The organism is Hydrogenophaga sp. RAC07 (genome assembly GCF_001713375.1).
Lineage (GTDB): Bacteria > Pseudomonadota > Gammaproteobacteria > Burkholderiales > Burkholderiaceae_C > Hydrogenophaga.
Genome location: NZ_CP016449.1, coordinates 1896050 through 1919802 on the forward strand (window position 1 = coordinate 1896050; position 23753 = coordinate 1919802).

The 23753-nt window shown below is 65.1% G+C and carries 22 protein-coding genes and 1 tRNA gene; 6 read left to right on the top strand and 17 right to left on the bottom strand.

All coding sequences use genetic code 11. The annotated features are described in order from the left end of the window. Positions 1–3 precede the first annotated feature (3 nt). The 3 genes from prmB to BSY239_RS08855 all read left to right on the top strand — a co-directional run bounded on the left by prmB (position 4) and on the right by BSY239_RS08855 (position 3225). The gene (gene prmB / locus BSY239_RS08845) at positions 4–909 is read left to right on the top strand and encodes a 50S ribosomal protein L3 N(5)-glutamine methyltransferase (protein ID WP_069046523.1); all 906 of its coding nucleotides are present in this window, start codon (positions 4–6) and stop codon (positions 907–909) included. Then, positions 906–2870: an ABC-F family ATP-binding cassette domain-containing protein gene (locus BSY239_RS08850; RefSeq protein WP_069046524.1), complete on the top strand. Its 1965-nt coding sequence runs from the start codon at positions 906–908 to the stop codon at positions 2868–2870. The genes prmB and BSY239_RS08850 overlap by 4 nt, the downstream gene beginning before the upstream one ends. 106 nt (positions 2871–2976) lie before the next feature. After that, a complete protein-coding gene (locus BSY239_RS08855) occupies positions 2977–3225 on the top strand; it encodes a GlsB/YeaQ/YmgE family stress response membrane protein (protein WP_216637511.1) in 249 nt (82 codons plus the stop codon). A gap of 85 nt (positions 3226–3310) precedes the next feature. Here the strand turns inward: BSY239_RS08855 and BSY239_RS08860 are convergent. The 6 genes from BSY239_RS08860 to tolB all read right to left on the bottom strand — a co-directional run bounded on the left by BSY239_RS08860 (position 3311) and on the right by tolB (position 8180). After that, positions 3311–3386, bottom strand: a tRNA-Lys gene (locus tag BSY239_RS08860). Between the two features lie 53 nt (positions 3387–3439). Beyond that, entirely contained in the window at positions 3440–4294 is an 855-nt protein-coding gene (locus BSY239_RS08865) for a tRNA threonylcarbamoyladenosine dehydratase (protein ID WP_069046525.1), read from the bottom strand. Continuing rightward, positions 4273–5385: a YeeE/YedE family protein gene (locus tag BSY239_RS08870; RefSeq protein ID WP_069048884.1), complete on the bottom strand. Its 1113-nt coding sequence runs from the start codon at positions 5383–5385 to the stop codon at positions 4273–4275. Before BSY239_RS08870 ends, BSY239_RS08865 begins: the two co-directional genes overlap by 22 nt. Positions 5386–5448: 63 nt before the next feature. After that, positions 5449–6213 (bottom strand): tol-pal system protein YbgF, encoded by a 765-nt coding sequence (ybgF, locus tag BSY239_RS08875; RefSeq protein WP_069046526.1) that lies wholly within the window; start codon positions 6211–6213, stop codon positions 5449–5451. Positions 6214–6215: 2 nt separating this feature from the next. Next, the gene (gene pal / locus BSY239_RS08880) at positions 6216–6800 is read right to left on the bottom strand and encodes a peptidoglycan-associated lipoprotein Pal (protein WP_069046527.1); all 585 of its coding nucleotides are present in this window, start codon (positions 6798–6800) and stop codon (positions 6216–6218) included. Between the two features lie 66 nt (positions 6801–6866). Further along, the gene (gene tolB / locus BSY239_RS08885; protein ID WP_069046528.1) at positions 6867–8180 is read right to left on the bottom strand and encodes a Tol-Pal system beta propeller repeat protein TolB; all 1314 of its coding nucleotides are present in this window, start codon (positions 8178–8180) and stop codon (positions 6867–6869) included. Positions 8181–8332: 152 nt separating this feature from the next. On the opposite strand from tolB, the gene msbA reads away from it, so the two are divergent. Continuing rightward, complete coding sequence (gene msbA / locus BSY239_RS08890; RefSeq protein ID WP_083239894.1) at positions 8333–10180, top strand: lipid A export permease/ATP-binding protein MsbA; 1848 nt, start codon at positions 8333–8335, stop codon at positions 10178–10180. A 9-nt stretch (positions 10181–10189) separates the two neighbouring features. Here msbA and BSY239_RS08895 read toward each other — a convergent pair whose 3' ends face one another. The 8 genes from BSY239_RS08895 to BSY239_RS08930 form a co-directional block, all read right to left on the bottom strand. Continuing rightward, positions 10190–11731, bottom strand: a complete 1542-nt coding sequence (locus BSY239_RS08895) for an Rne/Rng family ribonuclease (RefSeq protein ID WP_069046529.1) — start codon at positions 11729–11731, stop codon at positions 10190–10192. 28 nt (positions 11732–11759) lie between these two features. Beyond that, a complete protein-coding gene (locus tag BSY239_RS08900; protein ID WP_069046530.1) occupies positions 11760–12377 on the bottom strand; it encodes a Maf family protein in 618 nt (205 codons plus the stop codon). Then, positions 12374–12841, bottom strand: coding sequence for a 23S rRNA (pseudouridine(1915)-N(3))-methyltransferase RlmH (gene rlmH, locus BSY239_RS08905; protein ID WP_069046531.1), 468 nt, complete (start codon positions 12839–12841; stop codon positions 12374–12376). Before rlmH ends, BSY239_RS08900 begins: the two co-directional genes overlap by 4 nt. Further along, the gene (gene rsfS, locus BSY239_RS08910) at positions 12838–13632 is read right to left on the bottom strand and encodes a ribosome silencing factor (RefSeq protein ID WP_069046532.1); all 795 of its coding nucleotides are present in this window, start codon (positions 13630–13632) and stop codon (positions 12838–12840) included. The genes rlmH and rsfS overlap by 4 nt, the downstream gene beginning before the upstream one ends. Continuing rightward, the gene (nadD, locus tag BSY239_RS08915) at positions 13629–14276 is read right to left on the bottom strand and encodes a nicotinate (nicotinamide) nucleotide adenylyltransferase (RefSeq protein WP_236944165.1); all 648 of its coding nucleotides are present in this window, start codon (positions 14274–14276) and stop codon (positions 13629–13631) included. Before nadD ends, rsfS begins: the two co-directional genes overlap by 4 nt. After that, a complete protein-coding gene (gene hemF / locus BSY239_RS08920) occupies positions 14273–15190 on the bottom strand; it encodes an oxygen-dependent coproporphyrinogen oxidase (RefSeq protein WP_069046533.1) in 918 nt (305 codons plus the stop codon). The genes nadD and hemF overlap by 4 nt, the downstream gene beginning before the upstream one ends. A gap of 66 nt (positions 15191–15256) precedes the next feature. Then, positions 15257–16531 carry a phosphoribosylamine--glycine ligase gene (gene purD, locus BSY239_RS08925; protein WP_069046534.1) on the bottom strand — a complete coding sequence of 425 codons (1275 nt, stop codon included), beginning with the start codon at positions 16529–16531 and terminating at the stop codon, positions 15257–15259. Further along, positions 16528–17253, bottom strand: coding sequence for a YebC/PmpR family DNA-binding transcriptional regulator (locus tag BSY239_RS08930; RefSeq protein ID WP_069046535.1), 726 nt, complete (start codon positions 17251–17253; stop codon positions 16528–16530). The genes purD and BSY239_RS08930 overlap by 4 nt, the downstream gene beginning before the upstream one ends. Positions 17254–17352: 99 nt before the next feature. Here BSY239_RS08930 and BSY239_RS08935 point away from each other — a divergent pair, with 99 nt between their 5' ends. Together BSY239_RS08935 and BSY239_RS08940 are read left to right on the top strand one after the other, a co-directional pair. Beyond that, a complete protein-coding gene (locus BSY239_RS08935; RefSeq protein WP_069046536.1) occupies positions 17353–18900 on the top strand; it encodes a helicase HerA-like C-terminal domain-containing protein in 1548 nt (515 codons plus the stop codon). A gap of 14 nt (positions 18901–18914) precedes the next feature. Beyond that, positions 18915–19400 (top strand): DUF1499 domain-containing protein, encoded by a 486-nt coding sequence (locus BSY239_RS08940; protein WP_069046537.1) that lies wholly within the window; start codon positions 18915–18917, stop codon positions 19398–19400. A 67-nt stretch (positions 19401–19467) separates the two neighbouring features. Here the strand turns inward: BSY239_RS08940 and clpA are convergent, their stop codons facing one another. The 3 genes from clpA to icd form a co-directional block, all read right to left on the bottom strand. Beyond that, positions 19468–21804, bottom strand: a complete 2337-nt coding sequence (clpA, locus tag BSY239_RS08945) for an ATP-dependent Clp protease ATP-binding subunit ClpA (protein ID WP_069046538.1) — start codon at positions 21802–21804, stop codon at positions 19468–19470. A 93-nt stretch (positions 21805–21897) separates the two neighbouring features. Next, positions 21898–22263 (bottom strand): ATP-dependent Clp protease adapter ClpS, encoded by a 366-nt coding sequence (gene clpS / locus BSY239_RS08950; protein ID WP_069046539.1) that lies wholly within the window; start codon positions 22261–22263, stop codon positions 21898–21900. Positions 22264–22493: 230 nt separating this feature from the next. Further along, positions 22494–23747 (bottom strand): NADP-dependent isocitrate dehydrogenase, encoded by a 1254-nt coding sequence (icd, locus tag BSY239_RS08955; RefSeq protein ID WP_069046540.1) that lies wholly within the window; start codon positions 23745–23747, stop codon positions 22494–22496. Positions 23748–23753: the final 6 nt, after the last annotated feature.

The window sequence follows — 23753 nt, forward strand, 5'->3', positions numbered from 1 at the left end:
ACTGTGAAACTGAAAGAACTGCTGGCCGCGGCCACCCGCCGCCTGGACGCGGCCAGACTGGCCTATGGCCACGGCACCACCAACGCGCGCGACGAAGCCATCTGGCTCGTGCTGTGGCAGCTTGGCCTGCCGCTGGACAGCGACCTCGACACCCTCGCCCGCCACCCGGTGACGCCCGAGCAGCAGGCCGAGGTGAACGCCTTGATCCAGCGGCGCATCGACACCCGCGAACCCGCCGCCTACCTCACTGGTGAAGCCTGGCTGCAGGGCGTGTCTTTCCACGTGGACCGCCGCGCCATCGTGCCGCGCAGCTTCATTGCCGAGCTGCTGGCCGAAGGTTCCATCGACCCCTGGCTGGACGAAAGAACCCGCGACGTGCTGGACCTGTGCACCGGCAACGGCAGCCTGGCCGTGCTCGCGGCCCTGGCCTACCCCGATGTGCGCGTGACCGGCGCCGACATCTCCGCCGAGGCGCTCGAAGTTGCCCGCATCAACGTGGCGCGCCACGAACTGCAGCACCGCATCCGGCTGGTGGAGTCCGACGGCCTGCAGAACTGTCCTGGCCCCTGGGACCTGGTGCTGTGCAACCCACCTTACGTGAACGCGCGCAGCATGGCCGCGCTGCCACCCGAATACCGCGCCGAGCCGGCCCTTGCGCTGGACGGCAACACCGCCGGCAACGTCGACGGCATGGACTTCGTGCGCGCCCTGATCCGCGACCTGCCCCGCCGCCTGAAACCCCAAGGCGTGCTGGTGCTGGAAATCGGCAATGAACGCGAGCACTTTGAAGCCGCGTTTCCCCACCTCGAAGTTGTCTGGATGGCCACCAGCGCCGGCGACGACCAGGTACTTTTGCTCACCCTTGAATCCCTCACGGCGACGCCCACCTCAACGACGCCCGCTCCATGATCACCTTGAAAAACCTTGTCCTTCGCCGCGGCGTGAAGGTCCTGCTCGACAACGCGTCCTGCACCATCAACCCGGGTGAAAAAGTCGGCCTCGTCGGACGCAACGGCGCGGGCAAGTCCAGCCTGTTCGGCTTGCTCAACCACACCCTCCACGAAGACAAGGGCGACTTCTACGTGCCACCACAGTGGCGCATGGCGCAGGTGGCGCAGGACATGCCCGAGACCGAACAATCGGCCACGCAGTTCGTGATCGAGGGCGATGTGACCCTGCTCGCAGCCCAGCAGGAAGTGACCGCATCGGAAGACAGCGGCGACGGCGAGCGCATGGCGCACGCCTACATGGCGCTGCACGACGCCGGCGCGCACGACGCGCCCGCCCGCGCGCAAGCACTGATTCTCGGCCTGGGTTTTCGCACCGACGAACTCGAGCGCCCGGTCAACAGTTTCTCGGGTGGCTGGCGCATGCGCCTGCAACTGGCCCGCGCGCTGATGTGCCCCAGCGAACTTCTGCTGCTCGACGAACCCACCAACCACCTGGACCTCGATGCATTGGTCTGGCTGGAAGCCTGGCTCAAACGCTACGAAGGCACCATGCTGGTCATCAGCCACGACCGCGAGTTTCTGGACGCGGTGACCAACGTCACCATCCACATCCACACCGCGCAGCTCACCCGCTACGGCGGCAACTACAGCCGCTTTGAAGACATGCGCGCCGAGCAGATGGCCCTGCAGCAGTCGGCCTATTCGCGCCAGCAGGACAAGATGGCGCACCTGCAGAAGTTCATCGACCGCTTCAAGGCCAAGGCCAGCAAGGCCAAGCAGGCGCAAAGCCGCGTGAAGGCCCTGGAGCGCATGGAAAAAATCGGCCCGGTGCTGGCCGATGCCGACTTCACCTTCGAGTTCACCGAGCCGCAGAACCTGCCGAACCCGATGCTGGCCATGAGCGACGCGAGCTTTGGTTACCCGCCGCCCGACGAAGGCAGCGAGCCCACCGTGATCGTGCGCAACATCAGCCGCTCAGTGCTGGCGGGCCAGCGCATCGGCATCCTGGGCGCCAACGGCCAGGGCAAGTCCACTGTGGTCAAGACCATCGCGCGCGATCTGCAGCCGATTGCCGGCGAGATCACCGAGGGCAAGGGCCTCAACATCGGATACTTCGCACAGCAAGAGCTCGACGTGCTCCGCCCGGCCGACACACCGCTCGAACACATGATCCGCTTGGTGCGCGAGTGCACAGCCGAAGGCCGTCTGAGCGGCCAGCCCACACGCGAGCAGGACCTTCGGAGCTTCCTGGGCAACTTCAACTTCACCGGCGACCAGGTCAAACAAAGCGTGGGCAGCATGAGCGGCGGCGAAAAGGCCCGCCTGGTGCTGTGCATGATTGTCTGGCAGCGCCCCAACCTGCTGCTGCTCGACGAGCCCACCAACCACCTGGACCTCGCCACGCGCGAGGCCCTGTCGGTGGCACTCAACGAGTTCGAAGGCACCGTCATGCTGGTCAGCCACGACCGTGCGCTGCTGCGCGCCGTGTGCGACGAGTTCTGGCTGGTCTCGCGCGGCGGCATCGAGCCGTTTGACGGCGACCTTGACGACTACCAGCGCTACCTGCTCGACATGGCCAAGCAGTCACGCGAGGCACAGCGCCAGGAACAGCGCGATGCGCAACGCGCTCCGGCCGTGCTCGCCGTGGCAGCGCCCGAGCAAAAGCGCAACGATGCCCAGCGCCGACAGCAGCTGGCCGAAAAGACCAAGCCGCTCAAGAAAGAGCTGGAGCAGACCGAGAAACGCATGGCACAACTGGCGCAGGACAAAGCGCGCCTGGAAGCCGCCATGGGACAGCCACTCAGCCCGGCCGACCTCGCAAAGAACGGCAAACAGCTCAAGGCCGTCAACGACGAAAACGAAGCGCTCGAAGCCCGTTGGCTGGAGCTCACCGAAGCCATCGAGGCTGTGAGCGCCTGAGTTTTCGCTTCGGCTGTGGGTTCGCAAACTGAGCGAAACGTGGAAAACAGCTAGAGTGCGGTCTCTAGTGCTTTTGTATCCACCTCAACGCTCAGGAGTTTTTCGAATGATGTCCATTCTCGGCACCCTCTTCATCGGCCTCATCGCCGGTTTCATCGCACGCGCGCTCAAACCCGGCAACGACAGCATGGGCTGGATCATGACTGCCCTGCTGGGCGTGGCCGGTGCTTTCCTGGCCGGCTATCTGGGCGCAGCGCTGGGCCTCTACCGACAGGGCGACCTGGTCGGCTTCATCGCATCGGTGATCGGCGCGATCATCCTGCTGGTGATCTACGGCTTCTTCAAGAAACGCTGAGCTCTTGCGATGCACCTTGCCCGCTGCTGCGCATGCAGCGGGCAACAAAAAAGCCCTGATCTTTCGATCAGGGCTTCACGTGTTTTGGTGGGACGTGCGGGGGTCGAACCCACGACAAACGGATTAAAAGTCCGCTGCTCTACCAACTGAGCTAACGTCCCATCAGGGCTTCACATTCGACACTCTGTTTGCACATTGTGTATCCCGCGAAGCCTCAAATTATAGCTTCTTTTTCGGGCCCTTTTGAAGACCTCTTCAAGATTGCTTGCACATCTTTCGCCAGGTTGTTCATCACCCACCCGGCAGCACAAAAGCCGAACGCTGCAGTGACGCTCACCACCGAGCCGTAGCCGTGGCAGTTCAGCGAGCCATCCACGTCTTCGATGTTGCACGACGCGTCGGGTGGCGCCACGGTCTCACGGCTGAAAACACAGCCCACGCCCATGCGCCCTGTGCGGGCGCCGCCGTGATGTTTGCGCAGGCGGTAACGCAGCTGCGCCAACAGAGGATCGTGCGTGACCTCACTCAGGTCTGCAACATCGACCGCGTGCGTGAGCCGCTTGCCGCCCGCAGCACCCACCGTGACAAAGGGAATGGCGTGCGCTGCAGCCCAGGCGGCCAGGGTGGTCTTGGCACGCACCTGGTCGCATGCATCGATGACCGCCGAGGGCAAGCCCTCACGACCCGACACACTGTGCAGCAAGGCGGGCCAGTTGTCCGGCGTCACAAAATCATCGACCACATCCACCACGCAATCGGCGTGAAAGAGCGCGATGCGATCACGCATGGCTTCGGCTTTGGCCTGACCCAAGGTGGGTTCCAGCGCGTGGATCTGCCGGTTGATGTTGGACTCGGACACGTGATCAAGATCGATCAAGGTGAGGCGCCGCACGCCGCTGCGCGCCAGGGCCTCCACCGCCCACGAACCCACCCCGCCGATGCCCACCACCACCACGTGCGCGTCGAAGATGCGCTGCGCCCCGTCGACACCGTAGAGTCGGCGCAGCCCGCCGAAACGGCGCTCGAAGCGTTCGTTGATTTCCTGCGTCACTCGCGGTCCAGCAACCATATCTGGAACCGGAAACCACCGATGGCACCGAGCACGATGCCGGTCACCGCGATGATGCTGGTGAGGCTCAAGGTGGACAGCCCCGACATGCCCTGGCCGACCGTGCAGCCCAGCGCCGTGACGCCGCCCACGCCCATGCACACGCCACCGGCCATGTGCAACGCCGTGTCCTGGGTGGTGCGGAATCCCTCCCAGCGGAAGCTGCCTTCCAGCACAGCGCACACAAACGCGCCGACCACCATGCCGGCCACGGTGACGGTTCCGAAGGTCAGTACCTTGGACGTGTCGCTGAAAAAGATGAGCCAGTCCAGGGTGTAGGCCATGGGTGCGGTGAAGGTCAGTGCGTCCATGCGCCCGGAGTTGCTGCCCAGAAAGACCGCTTCCAGCGTTTCGGGATGTTCGGCCACAAAACCCAGGCGGCCACTCACCCACCACATGGCGGTCACCACCAGCCCGAGTCCGATGCCCGCCAGCAGGTTGTTGCCGGTGCGGAAATCACGCCCCAGCAATGCCCAAAGCACCAATGCACCACCGACCACCAGTGCAAACAACAGTCCGGTGAGCGCAGGCGCAGTGCCCGATACCGTGGCCAGCCAGGCCGGCAGCGCCGAGCCCGACGCCATTGTGAAGGAGACGGTGTCCACCGTGTTCACGCGAAGCACAGCGGTCACGCCACGCAGCGTGGCAAACGCGGCAACCCCCATGACGACAAAGACCACCAGCGACTTCAGGCTCCCTGCACCGATGCGCACCAGCGTTTTGCTGCCGCACCCGGAGGCCAGCACCATGCCGAAGCCGAACAAGGCCCCGCCCGACACGGCAGAAAGCCAGACGACGCGAGGACCGGTGTAGATGCTCTGGGTGGGATCGATCCAGCCCAGCCAGGCCATGACGTAAAAGCCGATCATCGCGATGCCCACCGCCATGCCCCACATGCGCATGCGGGTCCAGTCGCCCATGTTCACGATGTCGCTGATGGCGCCCATGGTGCAGAAGTGCGTGCGTTGCGCGATGAACCCGAAAACAAGGGCCACTGCGAAAGCAGCCCAAAGGACGAGGGTGTTGAGTCTGGCGAGGTCGGCGATTTCCATGGCCGCCATTGTAGGAGGCGAGCCCTGCCCCCGATGGCCGCGCGCCGGAACACGCGGCTCACATCAACGCAGGCGGGCCAGGCGCTCGCGCGCCGCGGCAGCGGCTTCGGAGTTCGGATGTGCTTTGACCAGGTTTTCGAGCGTGCTCTTGGCGGTGCGCGCGTCTTTCAGTTCGACATGGCTGTTGGCCATGGCGAGCATGGCCTCGGGCGTGCGCATGTGGGCCGGGAACTCGCGCACCAGCCGGCCGTGGGTGGCCACAGCTTCCTTGTAGGCGCGGTTGGCGTACTGCGCATTGCCCAGCCAGTAGAGAACCGACGGCGTGTAGCCGCTGGCCGGGTAACGCTGCAGGAACGTTGCGTACGAAGCCGACGCGGGCTGGAATTCCGACTTGCGCAGCTGCGCCATGGCGGCTTCGAAGTCGGCCTTCTCGGCTGGCGCGGCGGTGAAGGTCTGGCCGTCAAACTCGATGCGAAGCGGTTCCACCTGACGCAGGCGCTCGTCGATGCCGACCTGCACGTCTTTCTGCTGGCGCTGCAACTCCGACACCTCACGCGCCAGCTGCTCGTTCTGGCCCCGGAGACGCGCCAGCTCGGCCCGCAATTGCTCGATCTGGTTGGACAGCTCCAGCAGGCTGCGGCGCGTGCTCGCATCGCCCTCGCGCGCTTCGGCAGCAGCGGCGTCGGCGGCCTGCTTGTTGGCGTCGACTTTCTGCCGCAACTCGATGATGGCCTTGCGCGCCTCGTCGTCGCCGAACAAGGCGTGCGCCTGCAAGGGCCACAGCGTGGCCAGACAAAGCGCCCAGGGCGCGGCGGCGGTGAGCTTCATGTTCAACGGTAGGTCAGTTCAACACGGCGGTTTTTGGCGAACGATGCTTCGTCAAGACCGACCTGGGCGGGCTTCTCTTCACCAAAGCTCACGGCTTCCATCTGTGCTTCGGTCACGCCCAGCAAACCCAGCGCACGGCGCACGGCTTCGGCGCGCTTCTGACCCAGCGCCAGGTTGTATTCGCGGCCACCGCGCTCGTCGGTGTGCCCTTCGAGGTTCACACGGCGGGTGCGGTTGGCATTGAGGTAACGCGCGTTGGCTTCCAGCGTGGCGGCCGAGTCGGCCTTGACTTCGAAACTGTCGTAGTCGAAGTAGATGATGCGGGCCACGGCAGCGGGTTGCGCCGAATCGGCACCACCCACGGACACGCCGGACACGCCACGAGGATCGACCGCGCCGCCTTGCCCACCGGCCGCAGCACCGGAGTTCAGCGCCGAGCCCGAGCGGTCTTCAACCGGCACGTCGTCAAGCTTCACACCCGAGCTGCAGGCGGCCAGCACGGCCGCCAGGCCAAGGCCGGCCACCAGGCGCAGACCACGCTGAAGGCGCGTGTTTCGAATGGTGGAGGGAATGTGGATGGTGTTCATGAGAAGTTCCTAAAGATGAAAAGTGTGCGGGATTGGGGCGGGAGTCCGCGGACTCCCGGAGAAGGATCAACGCAGGAACGGGCCCCACTCGGGCTCGCGGATGTCACCCTGCGCGCCAGCCAGTCGGGTCTTGATGCGACCGTCCACCGTGGTGGTCATGAGCGCTTCCTGGCCCTTGTCGCGGGTGGCGTAAATGATCATGCGGCTGTTGGGCGCGAAGCTGGGACTCTCGTCGGCACTCGACTCGGTGAGTGCCGTCACGGTACCACTGGCCAGCTCCATCACATGCAGGCGGAACGCCCCATTGACGCGGGAGATGAAGGCCAGCCAGCGCCCGTCCGGGCTGGGTGCGGGCGAGATGTTGTAGTTGCCGGCGAAGGTCAGGCGCTGGGCGCTGCCGCCTTGTGCACCCATGCGGTACACCTGTGGCGAACCACCGCGGTCGCTCACGAAATAGATGGACTTGCCGTCGGGGCTGAACACCGGCTCGGTGTCGATGCTGGCCGACTGGCTCAAGCGCCGCGGGTCGCCACCGGTGGCGTCCATCGCATACACCTGCGCGTTGCCCGAGAGCGAAAGCGTGGCGACCACCGAGCGGCCATCGGGCGACCACGACGGCGCGCTGTTGGAGCCCTTGAAGTTGGCCAGCAAGCGGCGGCGGCCCGAGGCCACGTCGTGCGCATAGATCACGGGCTTGCGCGCTTCGAAAGACACATAGGCGAGCTGCGCGCCACCGGGCGCCCAGCTCGGCGAGATGATGGGTTCGGGACTGGTGAGGGCCGCGCGCGCGTTTTCACCATCGGCGTCGGCCACCCAGAGGTTGTGGCGTTGCGCCGTTTTGGTGACGTAGGCGATGCGCGTGGAGAACACCCCTTTTTCGCCGGTGATCTTCTCGTAGATGAAGTCGGCCACGCGGTGGGCCGCCAGGCGCAGGTCTTGTGCGCCCACCGGATAGCTCAGGCCACCGAGGTCTTGCCCGCGCACCACGTCCCAGAGGCGGAAGCGCACGTCAAATCGGCCATCGGCCAGTTTGGTGACGCTGCCGGTGAGCAGGGAGTCGGTTCGGCGCTCGCGCCAGGGGCCGAGGTCGGGGCGGGAGGTCTCGTCCAGCCCGCCGGCAATGGGGTCCACGAAGCGGAACTGGCCGCTGCGTTCGAGGTCAGCGCGCACAATGGCCGCGATGTTTTCACTGGCCGCGTCGTTGCCGCGGAAACCCACGGCAGAAAACGGAAACTGGGTGAGGCCGACGCCCGCCACCTCGACCCGGAACTGGGCCTGGGAGGCAAGTGGCCAGCCCAGCAGCGGGAGGGTGGAAACCAGGCCGAGCGCGCGGCGTCTCGGAATCAGGGGCAGCGCGTTGTGTCGGTTCAAATCCAGCATGCTGAGTGTGTCGCTTGTCCTGAGGTGGCAGCAGGGACGAAGCGCCCTGCACAGCCAACCGATAATAACGGAGCCATCCGGCCCTCCCGTGACAAGATGTGTGCACGCAAGGCCGCCGCTCGTGGTGCAAGGCAGACTCGCCACAGCGCGGAATGTTCCGCAAGCCGGCACACTTTGGGACCGATCCGCTTTTGACCGCATCCAACCACTCCAACCCGCCACTGGCCGGCACACTGACCCAGCGCCTGCTGCGCCTGTGGCCCTATTTCCGCTCGGCCAAGACCGGGATTGCCCTGGCAGCAGTCAGCACCCTGATCGGCGCGCTGACCGAGCCTTTGATCCCGGCCCTGCTCAAGACACTGCTGGACCGTGGGTTTGCCGAAGGCAACATCGAACTCTGGATGGTGCCGGTGGCGCTCATGGGCCTGTTCGGCATCCGTGGCCTCGCGGGTTTTGTGGCGCAGTACACGCTCTCGTACACCGCCAGCCTGGGCCTGCTCAACCTGCGCCGGGCCATGTTCGTCAAGCTCAATGACGCGCAGATGACGCTGTTTGCCCGCCAGAGCGCGAGCAAACTGTCGAACACGCTGGTCTACGAGGTGCAGACCGGCTCGCAGATGCTGGTGTCGGCCTTCCTCACGCTCACCAAGGACAGCCTCACCGTGCTGGCGCTGCTGGGCTATTTGTTCTACCTTAACTGGAAACTCACACTGATCGTGATGCTGGTGTTTCCCGGGCTGATCCTGATCATGCGGGTGCTCTCGCGTCGCCTCTACAAGCTCACCCGCGACAGCCAGACCGCCACCGACGAGCTCGCCTACGTGGTGGAAGAAAACGCGCTGGCGCACCGCATGGTGCGCCTGCACGGCGCGCAGGCGCGCCAGACAGAGCGCTTCGACGTGCTCAGCCTGGCGCTGCGCCGGCTGGCGCTCAAGTCCACCGTTGCCATGGCGGCCATGACGCCGCTCACGCAACTGCTCGCCTCGGCAGCCCTGTCGGCGGTGATCGCCGTGGCGCTGTGGCAGAGCAGCAGCAGCGGCGTCACGGTGGGCAACTTCGTGGCCTTCGTCACCGCCATGCTGATGCTGATCACACCCATCAGGCACCTGGCCGAGATCACCGCGCCGATCACGCGCGGGCTGGCCGCGCTGGAGCGCGGATTGGAACTCATCGAAAACACACCCGAACAATCCAGCGGGACGCACACGGCCGAGCGGGTAAACGGCTCAATCACGTTGAGCGGTGTGTGGGTGCGCTACCCGGCCAAGGACGACCAAGTCGTGCAAAGCGACGATGACAGCCTGGTCGCCTTGCGTGGCGTTTCGCTGGACATCCACCCGGGTGAGGTGGTGGCCTTTGTGGGGCCGTCGGGATCGGGCAAGACCACCCTGGTCAACCTGTTGCCGCGTTTCGTGGAGATCGAACGCGGCGACATCCTGCTCGACGGCGTGCCGCTGGCCGACTGGAACCTCACCAGCCTGCGTCGGCAGTACGCCATGGTGAGCCAGGACGTGGTGATGCTCAACGACACCCTGGCCGCCAACGTCGCGCTGGGCGCACTGGGCAATGCGGTCGATGAAGACCGCGTGCGCGCTGCGCTTGTCTCGGCCAATCTGGGCGAGCTGGTCGAACGCTTGCCCCAGGGCATTCACAGCAATGTGGGCCACAACGCGGCCGAACTCTCGGGCGGCCAGCGCCAGCGGCTGGCGATTGCGCGGGCGATCTACAAAGACGCCCCCATCCTGATCCTGGACGAAGCCACCTCGGCGCTGGACAACGAATCAGAGCGGTTGGTGCAGGACGCGCTGGCCCGACTGATGAAAGGCCGCACCACGCTGGTGATTGCGCACCGCCTCTCCACCATCGAACATGCCGACCGCGTGGTGGTGCTGGCCGACGGCCGCATCAGCGAACAAGGCACGCACCGGGAACTGCTGCAGGCAGACGGGATTTACGCGCGGCTGCACTCACAAAGCTTCAGACCGGAGGCAGAGGCCTGAACAGCCGGACTACAGCAAGACGATGTCGTACTGCTCCTGCGTCATCGAACCCTCGCTTTGAAGTGAAATGGGCTTGCCGATGAAGTCCGACAAACCCGCGAGGTGGGCCCGCTCTTCGTCGAGGAACAGCTCCACCACCTTGGCCGAGGCCACCACGCGAAATTCGCGCGGGTTGAATGCGCGGGCTTCGCGCAGGATCTCGCGCAGGATGTCGTAGCACACGCTGCGGGCGGTCTTCACCACGCCCTTGCCACTGCAGGCCTCGCAGGGTTCGCTGAGCATGTGGGCCAGCGACTCGCGCGTGCGCTTGCGTGTCATCTCCACCAGACCGAGCTGCGAAAAGCCGCCGGTCATGGTTTTCACGCGGTCGCGCGCCAGCTGTTTGCGAAATTCGCCGAGCACGGAGTCGCGGTGGTCTTCGCGCACCATGTCGATGAAATCCACAATCACGATGCCGCCCAGGTTGCGCAGTCGAAGCTGCCGCGCAATTGCTTGCGCCGCTTCGAGGTTGGTGCGGAACACCGTGTCGTCGAAATTGCGCGCGCCCACAAAACCGCCGGTGTTCACGTCCACCGTGGTCAGCGCCTCGGTCTGGTCGATCACCAGATAGCCTCCCGATTTCAGGTCGACGCGCCGGCTGAGGGCGCGCACGATGTCTTCGTCCACGTTGAACAGGTCAAAGATCGGGCGCTCGCCGCTGTAGTGCTGCAGCTTGGTCACGGTGTCGGGCATGAACTCCGCGGCGAACGCGGTGAGCAGGCCATGCTGCTCGCGCGAATCGATGCGGATGGAATGCGTGTCGGCGCCCACCAGATCGCGCAACACGCGCTGCATCAGGTTCAGGTCTTCGTGCAGCAGGGTGGCCGAGGGCTGGCGGGTGGCCGCCTCCTTGATCCGCAACCAGGTCTTGCGCAGATACGCCGTGTCCTCGGCCAGCTCTTCGTCGGTCGCGTCTTCGGCGTTGGTGCGCAGGATGAAGCCACCCGCGGCGCTGCCGTCGGTGGTGGCGGTGAGCTGCAGCAGGCGCTGGCGCAGGGCTTCGCGTTGCGCTGGTGGAATCTTCTGCGACACGCCGATGTGGTTGTCCTGCGGCAGGAACACCAGCAGACGCCCCGCAATGCTGATCTGCGCAGTGAGCCGAGCGCCCTTGGTGCCGATCGGGTCCTTGAGCACCTGCACCATCAGCGCCTGGCCCTCGAAGATCTGGCGCTCGATCGGCAGCACCGGGTTGGGGGTGAGCAGCTTGCCGTTGGCGCCTGGCGCGGGCTCGGTGTCGCCTGTTGCGGGCACGTTCCCACGCGGTGCGGCATGTTTGGCCGCGATGTTCGGCATGAGGTCGGCCACGTGCAGAAAGGCGGCGCGGTCCAGACCGATGTCGATGAAGGCCGATTGCATGCCCGGCAACACACGCGAGACCTTGCCCAGGTAAATGTTGCCGACCAGGCCCCGTTCCAGCGTGCGCTCCAGGTGCACCTCCTGCACCGACCCCTGCTCCACCACCGCCACCCGCGTTTCCTGTGGTGACCAATTGATCAGAATGTCCTGGCTCATGGGGCCCTTCTCCGTGGCGTGCTGCGGTTCAGATCAGTTGCACGCCGGCGGCGTGCAACACCTGCGCTGTCTCGTGCGCGGGCAGGCCCATGATGCCCGAATAGCTGCCGCTGATGTGGCTCACCCAGAGGCTTGCACGCCCCTGGATCGCATAGGCACCGGCCTTGCCCATGGGCTCGCCGCTGGCCACGTAACGTGCGATCTGTCGAGGCGTCAAAGGCTCGAACGTCACCCACGAGGTGGACAAGGCCGCGTGGACACGCGGGCTGCGTTTTCCGGGCACCCCCACCGCCACGGCGGTGAGCACGCGGTGGCGTTGGCCTGCAAGGATGGCGAGCATGTGGTGTGCCTCGGCGGCATCGGCCGGCTTGCCCAGGATGCGCCGGCCCAGCGCCACGGTGGTGTCGGCGCACAACACGGGCGCGGGCGGCAGGCCGCGGCGCTTCAAGCGCGCCAGCGAAGCCTGCAACTTCAAGCCCGTCACACGTTGCACGTAAGTCGCCGGCGCTTCATTCGGCAACACGATTTCGAGCGACTCGGCATCCTCTTCAACATCAGGAAGCAGCAGTTCACAACGAACGCCCCACTGCTCAAGAAGCTGTTTGCGTCGGGGGCTCTGGGAAGCGAGATAGATGAAGTCGCTCATTCGCGGTGATAGGGGTGGTTGGCGTTGACGGACCACGCGCGGTAGAGCTGCTCGATGAGGAGCACGCGCACCATGGCGTGCGGCAAGGTCAGGTCGGACAAGCGGATGCGCTGGTGCGCCGCAGCCCGAAAGCCTGGGTCCAGGCCGTCGGGGCCACCGATCACCAGGGCCACATCGTCACTCTCCAGCTGCCACTCGTTCAACTGCTGCGCCAATGCCTTGGTGGTGAGCGTGGTACCGCGCTCGTCGAGGGCCACGATGCGCGAGCCACGCGGGATCGCGGCCTCGATGCGCTCGCGCTCGGCCGACAGCAGGGTCTCCAAGGTTTTGGAGCCGCGGGGCTCGGTCTTGACGGCTTTGAGTTCCACCCGAAGCTCGGGTGGGAAGCGCTTGGCGTAATCGTCGTAGGCGGTCTGGGCCCAGTCGGGCACCCTTTGCCCGACCGCGACGATCAGCAGCTTCATGCCTTGCGGGGGGCTGCGGCCTTGGTGGTTTTGCGCGCCGGCGTCTTGGCGGCGGGTTTGGCCACGGCCTTCAGTGCGGTCTTGGCGGCCGCTTTGGGAGCCGACTTGACGGCCGGCTTCGCACTCGGCGCCACACGGGGTTTGACCACCAGTTTCTGCAGCGCGGTCTTGGGAGCGGCTGCGGGTTTGCGGGTGGTCTTGGCGGCCGTGGATTTGGCCGGTGCCGACTTGGCGGCCGACTTCACCGCGGGCTTTTTGCTCGCGGTTTTGGCCACGGGTTGGGCCGGCGCTGTGGCCGCTGTGCGGGCTGCCGACTGTGCAGCCTTGCGCGCCGTGCTCTTGGCGGGCTGAGCGGCAGCGGTGGCCACCGGCTTCTTGCGGCTCTTGGCAGCGGGCTTGGCTTCAGCCACCACGGGCTTCTCGGCGCCGTGCTTCAGGCGGATCGGCTTGGCGCCCCAGATCTCTTCCAGACGGTAGTACTGGCGGATCACGGGCTGCATCACATGGGCCACGGCCGCGCCGCAGTCCACGATGATCCATTCGCCGTTGTCTTCACCCTCGATGCGGGGTTTGTCGAAGCCGGCTTCACGCACGGCATCGCGCACGCTGGCGGCCAGGGCTTTGGTCTGGCGGTTCGAGGTGCCGCTGGCAACGATCACACGTTCGAAGAGCGGTGAGAGGTGTTCGGTGTTGAAAACCACGATGTCCTGACCCTTGACGTCCTCCAGCCCGTCGACGATGGCGCGCTGGAGTCTCTGGATGTCTTTTTTGGCAATGGTTTCGCTGGTCATGAAGGATTCTGATAAAGGTGATGGGTTGAAATGTAGCCTGCGACGGCCTCGGGCACCAGAACCTCCAGGGCGGCGGTGCTTTGCGCCGCCTGTCCCAGCCGGGCCCGCACGTCGGTCGCGCTGATGTTCTTGAGCGGCATGTCCAGCCGCTCGAAAGGCAGATCAACCCGCGACAGATCGGTCTCCACCGCCTGGTCCAGCGGGGCGTCGGCGCCGATGTTGGTGGCGCGGTTGGCCACCGCCAACGTGGCCAGGTCCAGCACTTCCTGCCAGCGTACCCAGGTTCGAAACGCCAGCAACTGGTCGGCGCCCAGCACGAGAAAGAGCTGCGCGCCCGGGTATTCCCGAGCGAGTTCGCGCAGCGTGTCGGCGGTGTAGCTCGGGCCTTCGCGGTGGATTTCCCGCTCGTCGATCTTCACGCGGGCCAGATCGTCAAACGCGAGATGGCACATGGCCACACGATCGGCGGCGGGCGACAGCACCCGGGTTTTGTGCCACGCGTGGCCGGTGGGCAGGATGTGCAGTGCATCCAGCCTGAGTTGCTTGAGCGCGGTTTCGGCCAGCGCGCGGTGGGCCCAATGGGGTGGGTCAAACGCCCCACCGAACATGCCCACGCGCTGCAGGCTCGCGTTGCCATGCTTCAAAGCCAGTCCTTGCGCACCAGGAAGTCCTTGTAAAGCCGCTCTTCGGGCGTGCCCTTTTTCGTCTTGCGGTTGTAGGCCCAGCTAACCAGCGGTGGCATGGACAGCAGAATGGACTCGCTGCGCCCGCCCGACTGCAGGCCGAAATGCGTGCCGCGGTCCCACACCAGGTTGAATTCGACGTAGCGGCCGCGGCGGTAGAGCTGGAAGCTGCGCTCGCGTTCGCCATAAGGCGTGTTCTTGCGGCGGTCGACGATGGGCAGGTAGGCGTCGAGGAAGGCGTCGCCCACCGAACTCATCATGGCGAAACTGCCGTCGAAGCCGAGTTCGGAAAAATCATCGAAGAAGACACCGCCAATGCCGCGCTGCTCGTCGCGGTGCTTCAGATAGAAATACTCGTCGCACCAGGTCTTGAAGCGGGGGTACTTGTCCACGCCGAACGGGTCGAGCGCGTTCTTCGTCGCGCGGTGGAAGTGCACCGCGTCCTCCTCGAAGCCGTAGTAGGGCGTCAAGTCCATGCCACCGCCGAACCAGCACACCGGCTCGCCGCCCGCCGGCGTGGCCGCGAGCATGCGCACGTTCATATGCACGGTGGGCACGTACGGGTTGCGCGGGTGGAACACCAGCGACACGCCCATGGCCTCAAACGGCGCGCCGTTGAGCTCGGGCCGGTGTGCGGTGGCCGAGGGTGGCAGGCGCGGGCCGGTCACGTGCGAGAAGCCACAGCCTGCGCGCTCGAACACCGCGCCGTCTTCCAGGATCTGCGTGATGCCGTTGCCCTGCAGGACTTCGCCCGCGGGTTTCGTCCAACGGTCCACCACGAAGCTGCCACCATCCACCATGGCCACGGTGGAGGTGATGCGGTCCTGCAGGTCGATGAGGAACTCACGCACGGAAGACAGGGAAGTCTGTTTCATGGTCTGGCCGAATCGTCGGAAAAAAGGGCGCTGTGCTGGCGGTTCGGCCCGGGGGACCGGCTGCGCTCAGAGTGCACGGTAACCGATGTCGCGGCGGCACTGCATGCCGTCGAAGCGGATGCCGTCCACCACCGCATAAGCACGCTGCCGGGCAAGGGCCACGGTTTCGGCGAGGGCAGTCACGCACAACACACGGCCACCCGACACCTGCACCTCGTTGCCGGCAGAGACCGTTCCGGCGTGGAACACCATGTGGTCGGCGGCATCGGCGGGCAAACCGGTGATGGCGTCGCCTTTGCGCGGGCTCAGCGGATAACCGGCAGCGGCCAGCACCACGCCCAGCGCCACCCGCGGGTCCCAGTCGAGCGCCACGCGGTCGAGTTCGGCGCGTGTGGCAGCCAGCAGCACCTGCGTGAGGTTGCTCTTCAGACGCATCATGATGGGCTGGGTTTCCGGGTCTCCCATGCGGCAGTTGAACTCCAGCGTCTTCACACGGCCATCGGGCGTGATCATCAGGCCCGCGTACAGGAAACCGGTGTACGGAATGCCGTCGGCGGCCATGCCGCGCAGTGTGGGCAGGATCACCTCGTTCATGGCGCGCTCGTGCACCGCAGGCGTGACCACCGGCGCGGGCGAATAAGCACCCATGCCGCCGGTGTTGGGGCCCTGGTCGGCGTCGAGCAGGCGCTTGTGGTCCTGGCTGGTGGCCAGCGCCAGCGCGTGTTCACCGTCGCACAGCACGATGAAGCTGGCTTCTTCGCCTTCGAGGAACTCTTCAATGACCACGCGCGCGCCGCCCTCGTTGTGCGCCACGCCCAGGGTGTTGTCGAGCAGCATGAAGTCGATGGCTTCGTGCGCTTCGGCCACGGTCATGGCGACCACCACGCCTTTGCCGGCGGCCAGACCGTCGGCCTTGACGACGATGGGCGCACCTTCGGCATCCACGTACGCGTGGGCCAGGGCCGGGTCGGTGAAGGCCTGGTACTTGGCCGTGGGGATGCCGTGGCGCTGCATGAAGGCCTTGGAAAACGCCTTCGAGCTTTCCAGCTGCGCAGCGGCCCTGGTGGGGCCAAAGATCGGCAGGCCGTGCGCGCGGAATTCGTCCACCACACCGGCGGCCAGAGGCGCTTCGGGCCCCACCACGGTGAGTGCCACCGCCTGGGCCTGCGCCCATTCGCGCAACGCCACCTTGTCGGTGATATCGAGGTTGATCAGGTCCGGATCGCGTGCGGTGCCGGCGTTGCCAGGTGCCACAAAGACCTGGCTCACGCCCTCGTCGTGCTTGAGTTTCCAGGCCAGGGCGTGTTCGCGGCCACCGCCGCCGATGACGAGAACTTTCATGCGTGAATTTCAGCGTTGTGGAACACAGCCTGCACATCGTCCAGGTCTTCCAGCACATCCAGCAGCTTCTGCATGCGCACAGCGTCGTCACCGGTGAGTTCCACCGTGTTTTCGGCGCGCATCGTGACCTCGGCAATCTCGGGCGTGAGGCCGGCGGCTTCCAGCGCGTTCTTGACGGCTTCGAATTCGGTGGGCGAGGTCAGCACCTCGATGGCGCCGTCGGCGTCGGTGATCACGTCGTCGGCGCCGGCTTCCAGCGCCACTTCCATCACCTTGTCTTCCGACGTGCCGGGCGCAAACACCAGTTGCCCGCAGTGCTTGAACTGGAACGACACCGAGCCGTCCGTGCCCAGGTTGCCCCCGTGCTTGCTGAAGGCGTGGCGCACTTCGGCCACGGTGCGGACCTTGTTGTCGGTCATGGTGTCGATGATCACCGCCGCGCCAGCGATGCCGTAACCCTCGTAGCGGATTTCTTCCAGGCTCACACCTTCGAGCGTGCCGGAGGCCTTCTCCACGTTGTACTTGATGCGGTCGGCCGGCATGTTGGCGGCCTTGGCCTTGTCGATGGCCAGGCGCAAGCGCGGGTTCATGGCGGGGTCGCCGCCGCCCTGGCGCGCGGCCACGGTGATCTCACGGATGACGCGCGTCCAGATCTTTCCGCGCTTTTCGTCCTGGCGACCCTTGCGGTGCTGAATGTTTGCCCATTTGCTGTGTCCGGCCACGAAATTGTCCTTTTGCCTGCTTGGGCTTTGATCTAATAAGCCTGCGATTTTACGTTTTCACCCGCCCTGCCCCGAACCCGCACACAAGGAAGCTCCGCCATGGCCGAACCGATGCTGATCGCCCAGAACGCCACCACCACCTGCCAGCTGTTGCCGGGTCTGGCCAACCGCCATGGCCTGATCACCGGCGCCACCGGCACCGGCAAGACGGTGACGCTGCAAACCCTGGCCGAGCAGTTCTCCAACATCGGCGTGCCCGTGTTCATGGCCGATGTGAAAGGCGACCTCTCCGGTATCAGCCAGAAAGGCAGTTTCGGCGAAAAGATCAGCAAGGTCCTGCAAGAACGCGGCATCACCCTGCCCGCTTCCCAGGCCTGCCCGACGACGCTGTGGGACGTGTTTGGCGAGTTGGGCCACCCGGTGCGCGCCACGGTCAGCGACATGGGCCCGCTGCTGCTCGCGCGCATGCTCAACCTGAACGACACGCAGGCCGGCGTGTTGAATCTGGTGTTCAAGATCGCCGACGACAACGGCCTGTTGCTGCTGGACATGAAAGACCTGCGGGCCATGCTGCAGCACATCGGCGACAACGCCAAACAATTCACCACGGAATACGGCAACATCAGCGCCGCCAGCATTGGCGCCATCCAGCGCGGCCTGATGCAGGTCGAACAACAGGGCGGCGACAAATTCTTTGGCGAGCCCATGCTCGACATCACCGACTTCATGCAGACGGTGGACGGCAAGGGCGTGATCAACATCCTGGCGGCCGACAAGCTGATGAACGCGCCGCGCCTGTACGCGACCTTCCTGCTGTGGATGCTATCCGAGCTGTTCGAGACCCTGCCGGAGATCGGCGACCCCGAGAAGCCCAAGCTGGTGTTCTTCTTCGATGAGGCGCACCTGCTGTTCAACGAAGCGCCCAAGGTGCTGATCGAGCGCATCGAGCTGGTGGTGCGACTGGTGCGCTCCAAGGGCGTCGGCGTCTACTTCGTGACCCAGAACCCGTTGGACATCCCGGACAGCGTGCTCGGCCAGCTTGGCAACCGTGTGCAGCACGCACTGCGGGCATTCACGCCGCGGGACCAGAAGGCGGTGAAGTCCACCGCGCAGACCATGCGGCCCAAGGCCGGCCTGGACATCGAAGCCGCCATCACCGAGCTGGCCGTGGGCGAAGCGCTGGTGAGCCTGCTCGACGCCAAAGGCCGGCCGAGCGAGACCGAGCGCGTGTTCGTGGTACCGCCGGGCAGCCAGCTCGGGCCCATCACCGACGCCCAGCGCCAGCAGCTGCGCCAGGAGTCTCTGGTGGCCGGGGTCTACGAAAAGCTGCTCGACCGCGAAAGCGCCTACGAAATGTTTGCCAACCATGCAGGCAAACGGGGCGCGCAAGCCGAACCTGAGACCGCAAAGGACGCGCCCAAGACGCCCCGCATTCCCGGCGCAGCGAAACAGGAGGCCGAAGCCGGCGGTGGCGGTTTCGGGGGCATGGTGAACGAAGCCCTGTTCGGCCGCACCGGCCCGCGTGGCGGCCAGTACGACGGCCTGGTGCAGACCATGGCCAAAACGGCGGCGCGCAGCGTGGCCAGCGGCCTGGGGCGGCAGATCGTGCGCGGCGTGCTGGGCAGCCTGCTCGGCGGCAAACGCTGAGCGGACGAAGCACCATGAAGATCGCTTTCTACATCGTCCTGGCCGCCATCGTGCTGGCCCTGGTGGCCGCGCAGGTCGGCTTGTTGAGCGGGCAGCGGCCCGCCGACCTTGGCGTGAAGGACGGCCGTCTCAAGCCGCCTTCTGTCACCCGCAACAGCGTGAGCAGCCAGGCCGCGCTGTCGCCCGACCACCCGCAGCGCGCCTACGCGTCCATCGAGCCCCTGCCCTTCAAGGCGGGCGGCGCGGCAGCGTCGATGAAGGCGCTGGAGGCAACCCTGGACACCATGCCCGGCGTGACCCTGATCGAGCAGCGTCCGGAATACCTGTACGCCCAAGCGCACACGCGCTGGCTCAAGTTTGTGGACGACATGGAGTTCTGGGCCAACCCCGCCAGCGGTGTGATCGAACTGCGCAGCGCCAGCCGGCTCGGGCGAGAGGACTTCGGCGTGAACCGCCAGCGGGTCGAGAAGATTCGCGCGGCTTACCTCGCCCAGCCCTGAACCGCAAGACACGACCCCAAGCAAAAGGCCCGGCATGACCGGGCCTTTTGTCTGAAGGAGCCGAAGCTCAACCCGCCGTGGCTTCCTCGGGCTTGGCCTTGCCTTCCTTCTTCGGCAGCGGCTGGATGTCCAGATCGACTTCCTGCACCTCCTTGCCGGCGTCGTCGGTCTTGGTGACGATGTCCACCGTGAGGCGGCCGCCTTCGGTCAAGCGTCCGAACAGCAGCTCGTCGGCCAAGGCACGTCGAATCGTGTCCTGGATCAGGCGCTGCATCGGGCGCGCACCCATGAGCGGGTCAAAGCCCTTCTTGGCCAGGTGCTTGCGCAAGGCATCGGTGAACGTGACCTCGACTTTCTTCTCGCCGAGCTGCGTCTCCAGCTGCAGCAGGAACTTGTCCACCACCCGCATGATGACGTTTTCATCCAGCGCCTTGAAGCTCACGGTGGCGTCCAGGCGGTTGCGGAACTCGGGCGTGAACAGGCGCTTGATGTCGGCCATCTCGTCGCCCGCTTCGCGCGGGTTGGTGAAGCCGATGGTCGCCTTGTTCATGGTCTCGGCGCCCGCGTTCGTCGTCATGATGATGATGACGTTGCGGAAGTCGGCCTTGCGCCCGTTGTTGTCGGTGAGCGTGCCGTGGTCCATCACCTGCAGCAAAACGTTGAAGATGTCCGGGTGCGCCTTTTCGATTTCGTCGAGCAGCAGCACGCAATGCGGCTTCTTGGTCACGGCTTCGGTCAGCAGGCCACCCTGGTCAAAACCCACGTAACCCGGAGGCGCGCCAATCAGGCGGCTCACCGCATGGCGCTCCATGTACTCCGACATGTCGAAGCGGATCAGGTCGATGCCCATGATGTAGGCCAGCTGTTTGGCGGCTTCGGTCTTGCCCACGCCGGTGGGGCCGCTGAACAGGAAGGCGCCGATCGGCTTGTCGCTCTTGCCCAGGCCCGAGCGCGCCATCTTGACGGAAGAGGCGAGGATTTCCAGCGCCTTGTCCTGACCGAACACCACGCTCTTCAAGTCGCGTTCCAGCGTCTGCAGCTTGCTGCGGTCGTCGTTGGACACGTTGGCCGGGGGAATGCGCGCGATCTTCGCCACGATTTCCTCGACCTCGGTCTTGCTGATGGTCTTCTTGCGTTTGGACACCGGCAGGATGCGCTGGGCAGCGCCCGCCTCATCGATCACGTCGATGGCCTTGTCGGGCAGGTGGCGGTCGTTGATGTACTTGGCGCTGAGCTCGGCCGCCGCCTGCAGGGCGGCCACGGCGTACTTCACGCCGTGGTGCTCTTCAAAGCGCGACTTCAGGCCCTTGAGGATGTCCACGGTTTCCTGCACGGTCGGCTCGACCACGTCCACCTTCTGGAAACGGCGGCTGAGCGCCGCGTCTTTCTCGAAGATGCCGCGGTATTCGGTGAAAGTGGTCGCGCCGATGCACTTGAGCTGGCCGCTGGACAGCGCCGGCTTGAGCAGATTGGACGCGTCCAGCGTGCCGCCCGAAGCTGCACCCGCGCCGATGAGGGTGTGGATCTCGTCGATGAATAGGATGGCGTTGGGACGGTCCTTGAGCGACTTGAGAACGCCTTTGAGGCGCTGCTCGAAATCACCGCGGTACTTGGTGCCGGCCAGCAAGGCGCCCATGTCGAGCGAAAACACGCTCGAATCGGCCAGGATCTCGGGCACTTCGCCCTGGGTGATGCGCCAGGCCAGGCCCTCGGCGATGGCGGTCTTGCCCACGCCGGCTTCGCCCACCAGCAGCGGGTTGTTCTTGCGGCGGCGGCACAGGATCTGGATCACACGTTCCACTTCGTACTCGCGCCCGATGAGTGGATCGATCTTGCCGTCCTTGGCCATCTGGTTGAGGTTCTGCGTGAACTGCTCCAGCGGCGAGGCCTTCTCGTTGCTCTTGGCTTCGCCAGCCTCTTCGTTCTCGGCCGCGCTTTCGCCGGGCTTGGCAGCCTCGGGCGGGTCGCTCTTGCGGATGCCGTGGGCGATGAAATTCACCACGTCCAGGCGGGTCACGCCCTGCTGGTGGAGGTAGTACACGGCATGCGAATCCTTCTCGCCGAAGATGGCGACCAGCACGTTCGCGCCGGTCACTTCCTTCTTGCCATTGCCGGTGGATTGCACATGCATGATGGCGCGCTGGATCACACGCTGGAATCCCAGCGTGGGCTGCGTGTCCACCTCGTCGGTACCGGCCACCTGGGGGGTGTTGTCCTTGATGAAGTTCGTCAAGGATTTGCGGAGGTCGTCGATGTTGGCGGAGCAGGCGCGCAACACCTCGGCGGCGCTGGGGTTGTCCAGCAGCGCGAGCAACAGGTGCTCGACCGTGATGAATTCGTGCCGCTGCTGCCGGGCCTCGACAAAGGCCATATGCAAGCTGACTTCAAGTTCCTGGGCAATCATGGGGCACGTCCTTTGGGCTGGGATGATCGGGAAAGCAAATGTCTGAAAAAAGAACAGAACAGGTTCGTGGGCTCAGATAAGGCGGTTTGGGCGTTATTCAACCGGCTCGCTCATGCACTGCAAAGGATGGCCGGCGGCACGCGCCGCCTGGAGGACCTGATCGACCTTGGTGCTGGCCACGTCGCGTGAATAGACCCCGCAGATGCCTTTTCCTTCCAGATGGATCTTGAGCATGATCTGGGTGGCGGTTTCGCGGTCCTTGCTGAAGAACTCCTGGATGACGTGCACCACAAACTCCATGGGCGTGAAGTCATCGTTGAGCAGCACCACCTGGAACATCTGGGGAGGCTTGGTGCGCTGGGCACGCCGTTCGAGCACCACCGACTCGTCGTTGCCGACGCTGGGTGGCGCCGTCGGGTTTTCGGGTTTTTTGGGGTTCTGGGTGGCCATGAAAACCATTCTAGCGGCGCGTATCCGCCCACATCACCATGCGGGATTAGGTGTCGACCGGAGCGCACAACCCGGCCCAGGTCCGCGGGCGGAGCCGACGTGCAGGGCATGGTTTTTTCCATGCCTCATTGTGAGGGGAAAGGTGAAAACAAAACCGCAGAGCAAGCGGTTTTTGGGGGTGTAGTTCGCAATATCGGGCGACGGATGGAGCCGGCGGGAATGCAACCGGTGCCGATGCCTCACATGTGGTCGATCATGACCTGTCCAAAACCGGAGCAGCTGACCTGGGTGGCCCCCTCCATCTGGCGCGCAAAGTCGTACGTGACCTTCTTGCTCAGAATGGATTTTTCGAGCGAGCTGATGATCAGGTCCGCGGCCTCCTTCCAGCCCATGTGGCGCAGCATCATCTCGGCCGAGAGGATTTCGGAACCGGGGTTCACGTAATCCTTGCCCGCGTATTTGGGCGCGGTACCGTGGGTGGCCTCGAAGCAGGCCACGGAATCCGACAGGTTGGCCCCCGGAGCGATGCCGATACCACCCACCTGCGCGGCCAGCGCGTCGGAGATGTAGTCGCCATTGAGGTTGAGCGTGGCGATCACCGAATACTCGGCCGGGCGCAGCAGGATCTGCTGCAGGAAGGCGTCGGCGATGCTGTCCTTCACGATGATGTCCCGGCCCGTTTTGGGGTTCCTGAACCTGCACCACGGGCCGTCATCGATCAGCACGGCGCCGAACTCCCTGCGGGCCAGCGCGTAGGCCCAGTCGCGAAATCCCCCTTCGGTGTATTTCATGATGTTGCCCTTGTGCACGATGGTCACGTTGGGCTTGTCGTTGTCGATCGCGTACTGGATGGCCTTGCGTACCAAGCGCTCCGTGCCCTCGATCGACACCGGCTTGATACCGATGCCCGAGGTGTTCGGGAAACGGATCTTGGTCACACCCATCTCGTCCACCAGGAATTTGATGAGTTTTTTCGCCTTGTCGGACTCGGCCTCGTACTCGATGCCGGCATAGATGTCTTCCGAGTTCTCGCGGAAGACCACCATGTTGGTCTTTTCGGGCTCTTTCAGCGGCGACGGCACACCTTTGAAGTACTGCACAGGTCGCAGGCAGACGTAGAGATCGAGCTCCTGGCGCAGTGCCACGTTGAGCGAGCGGATGCCGCCGCCCACCGGCGTGGTGAGCGGGCCCTTGATCGAGACGACGTACTCGCGCAGCACGGCCAGGGTTTCTTCGGGCAGCCAGACATCGGGGCCGTAGATCCGGGTCGCCTTTTCACCCGCGTAGACCTCCATCCAGTGGATCTTCTTCTGACCGCCGTAGGCTTTGGCCACAGCCGCGTCCACCACCTTGAGCATCACGGGCGTGATGTCCAGGCCCGTGCCGTCACCCTCGATGTACGGCACGATGGGCTGGTCCGGCACGTTGAGCGACATGTCGCCATTGACGGTGATTTTCTGGCCCTCGGCGGGCACCTGGATGTGTTGGTACATGGCCGA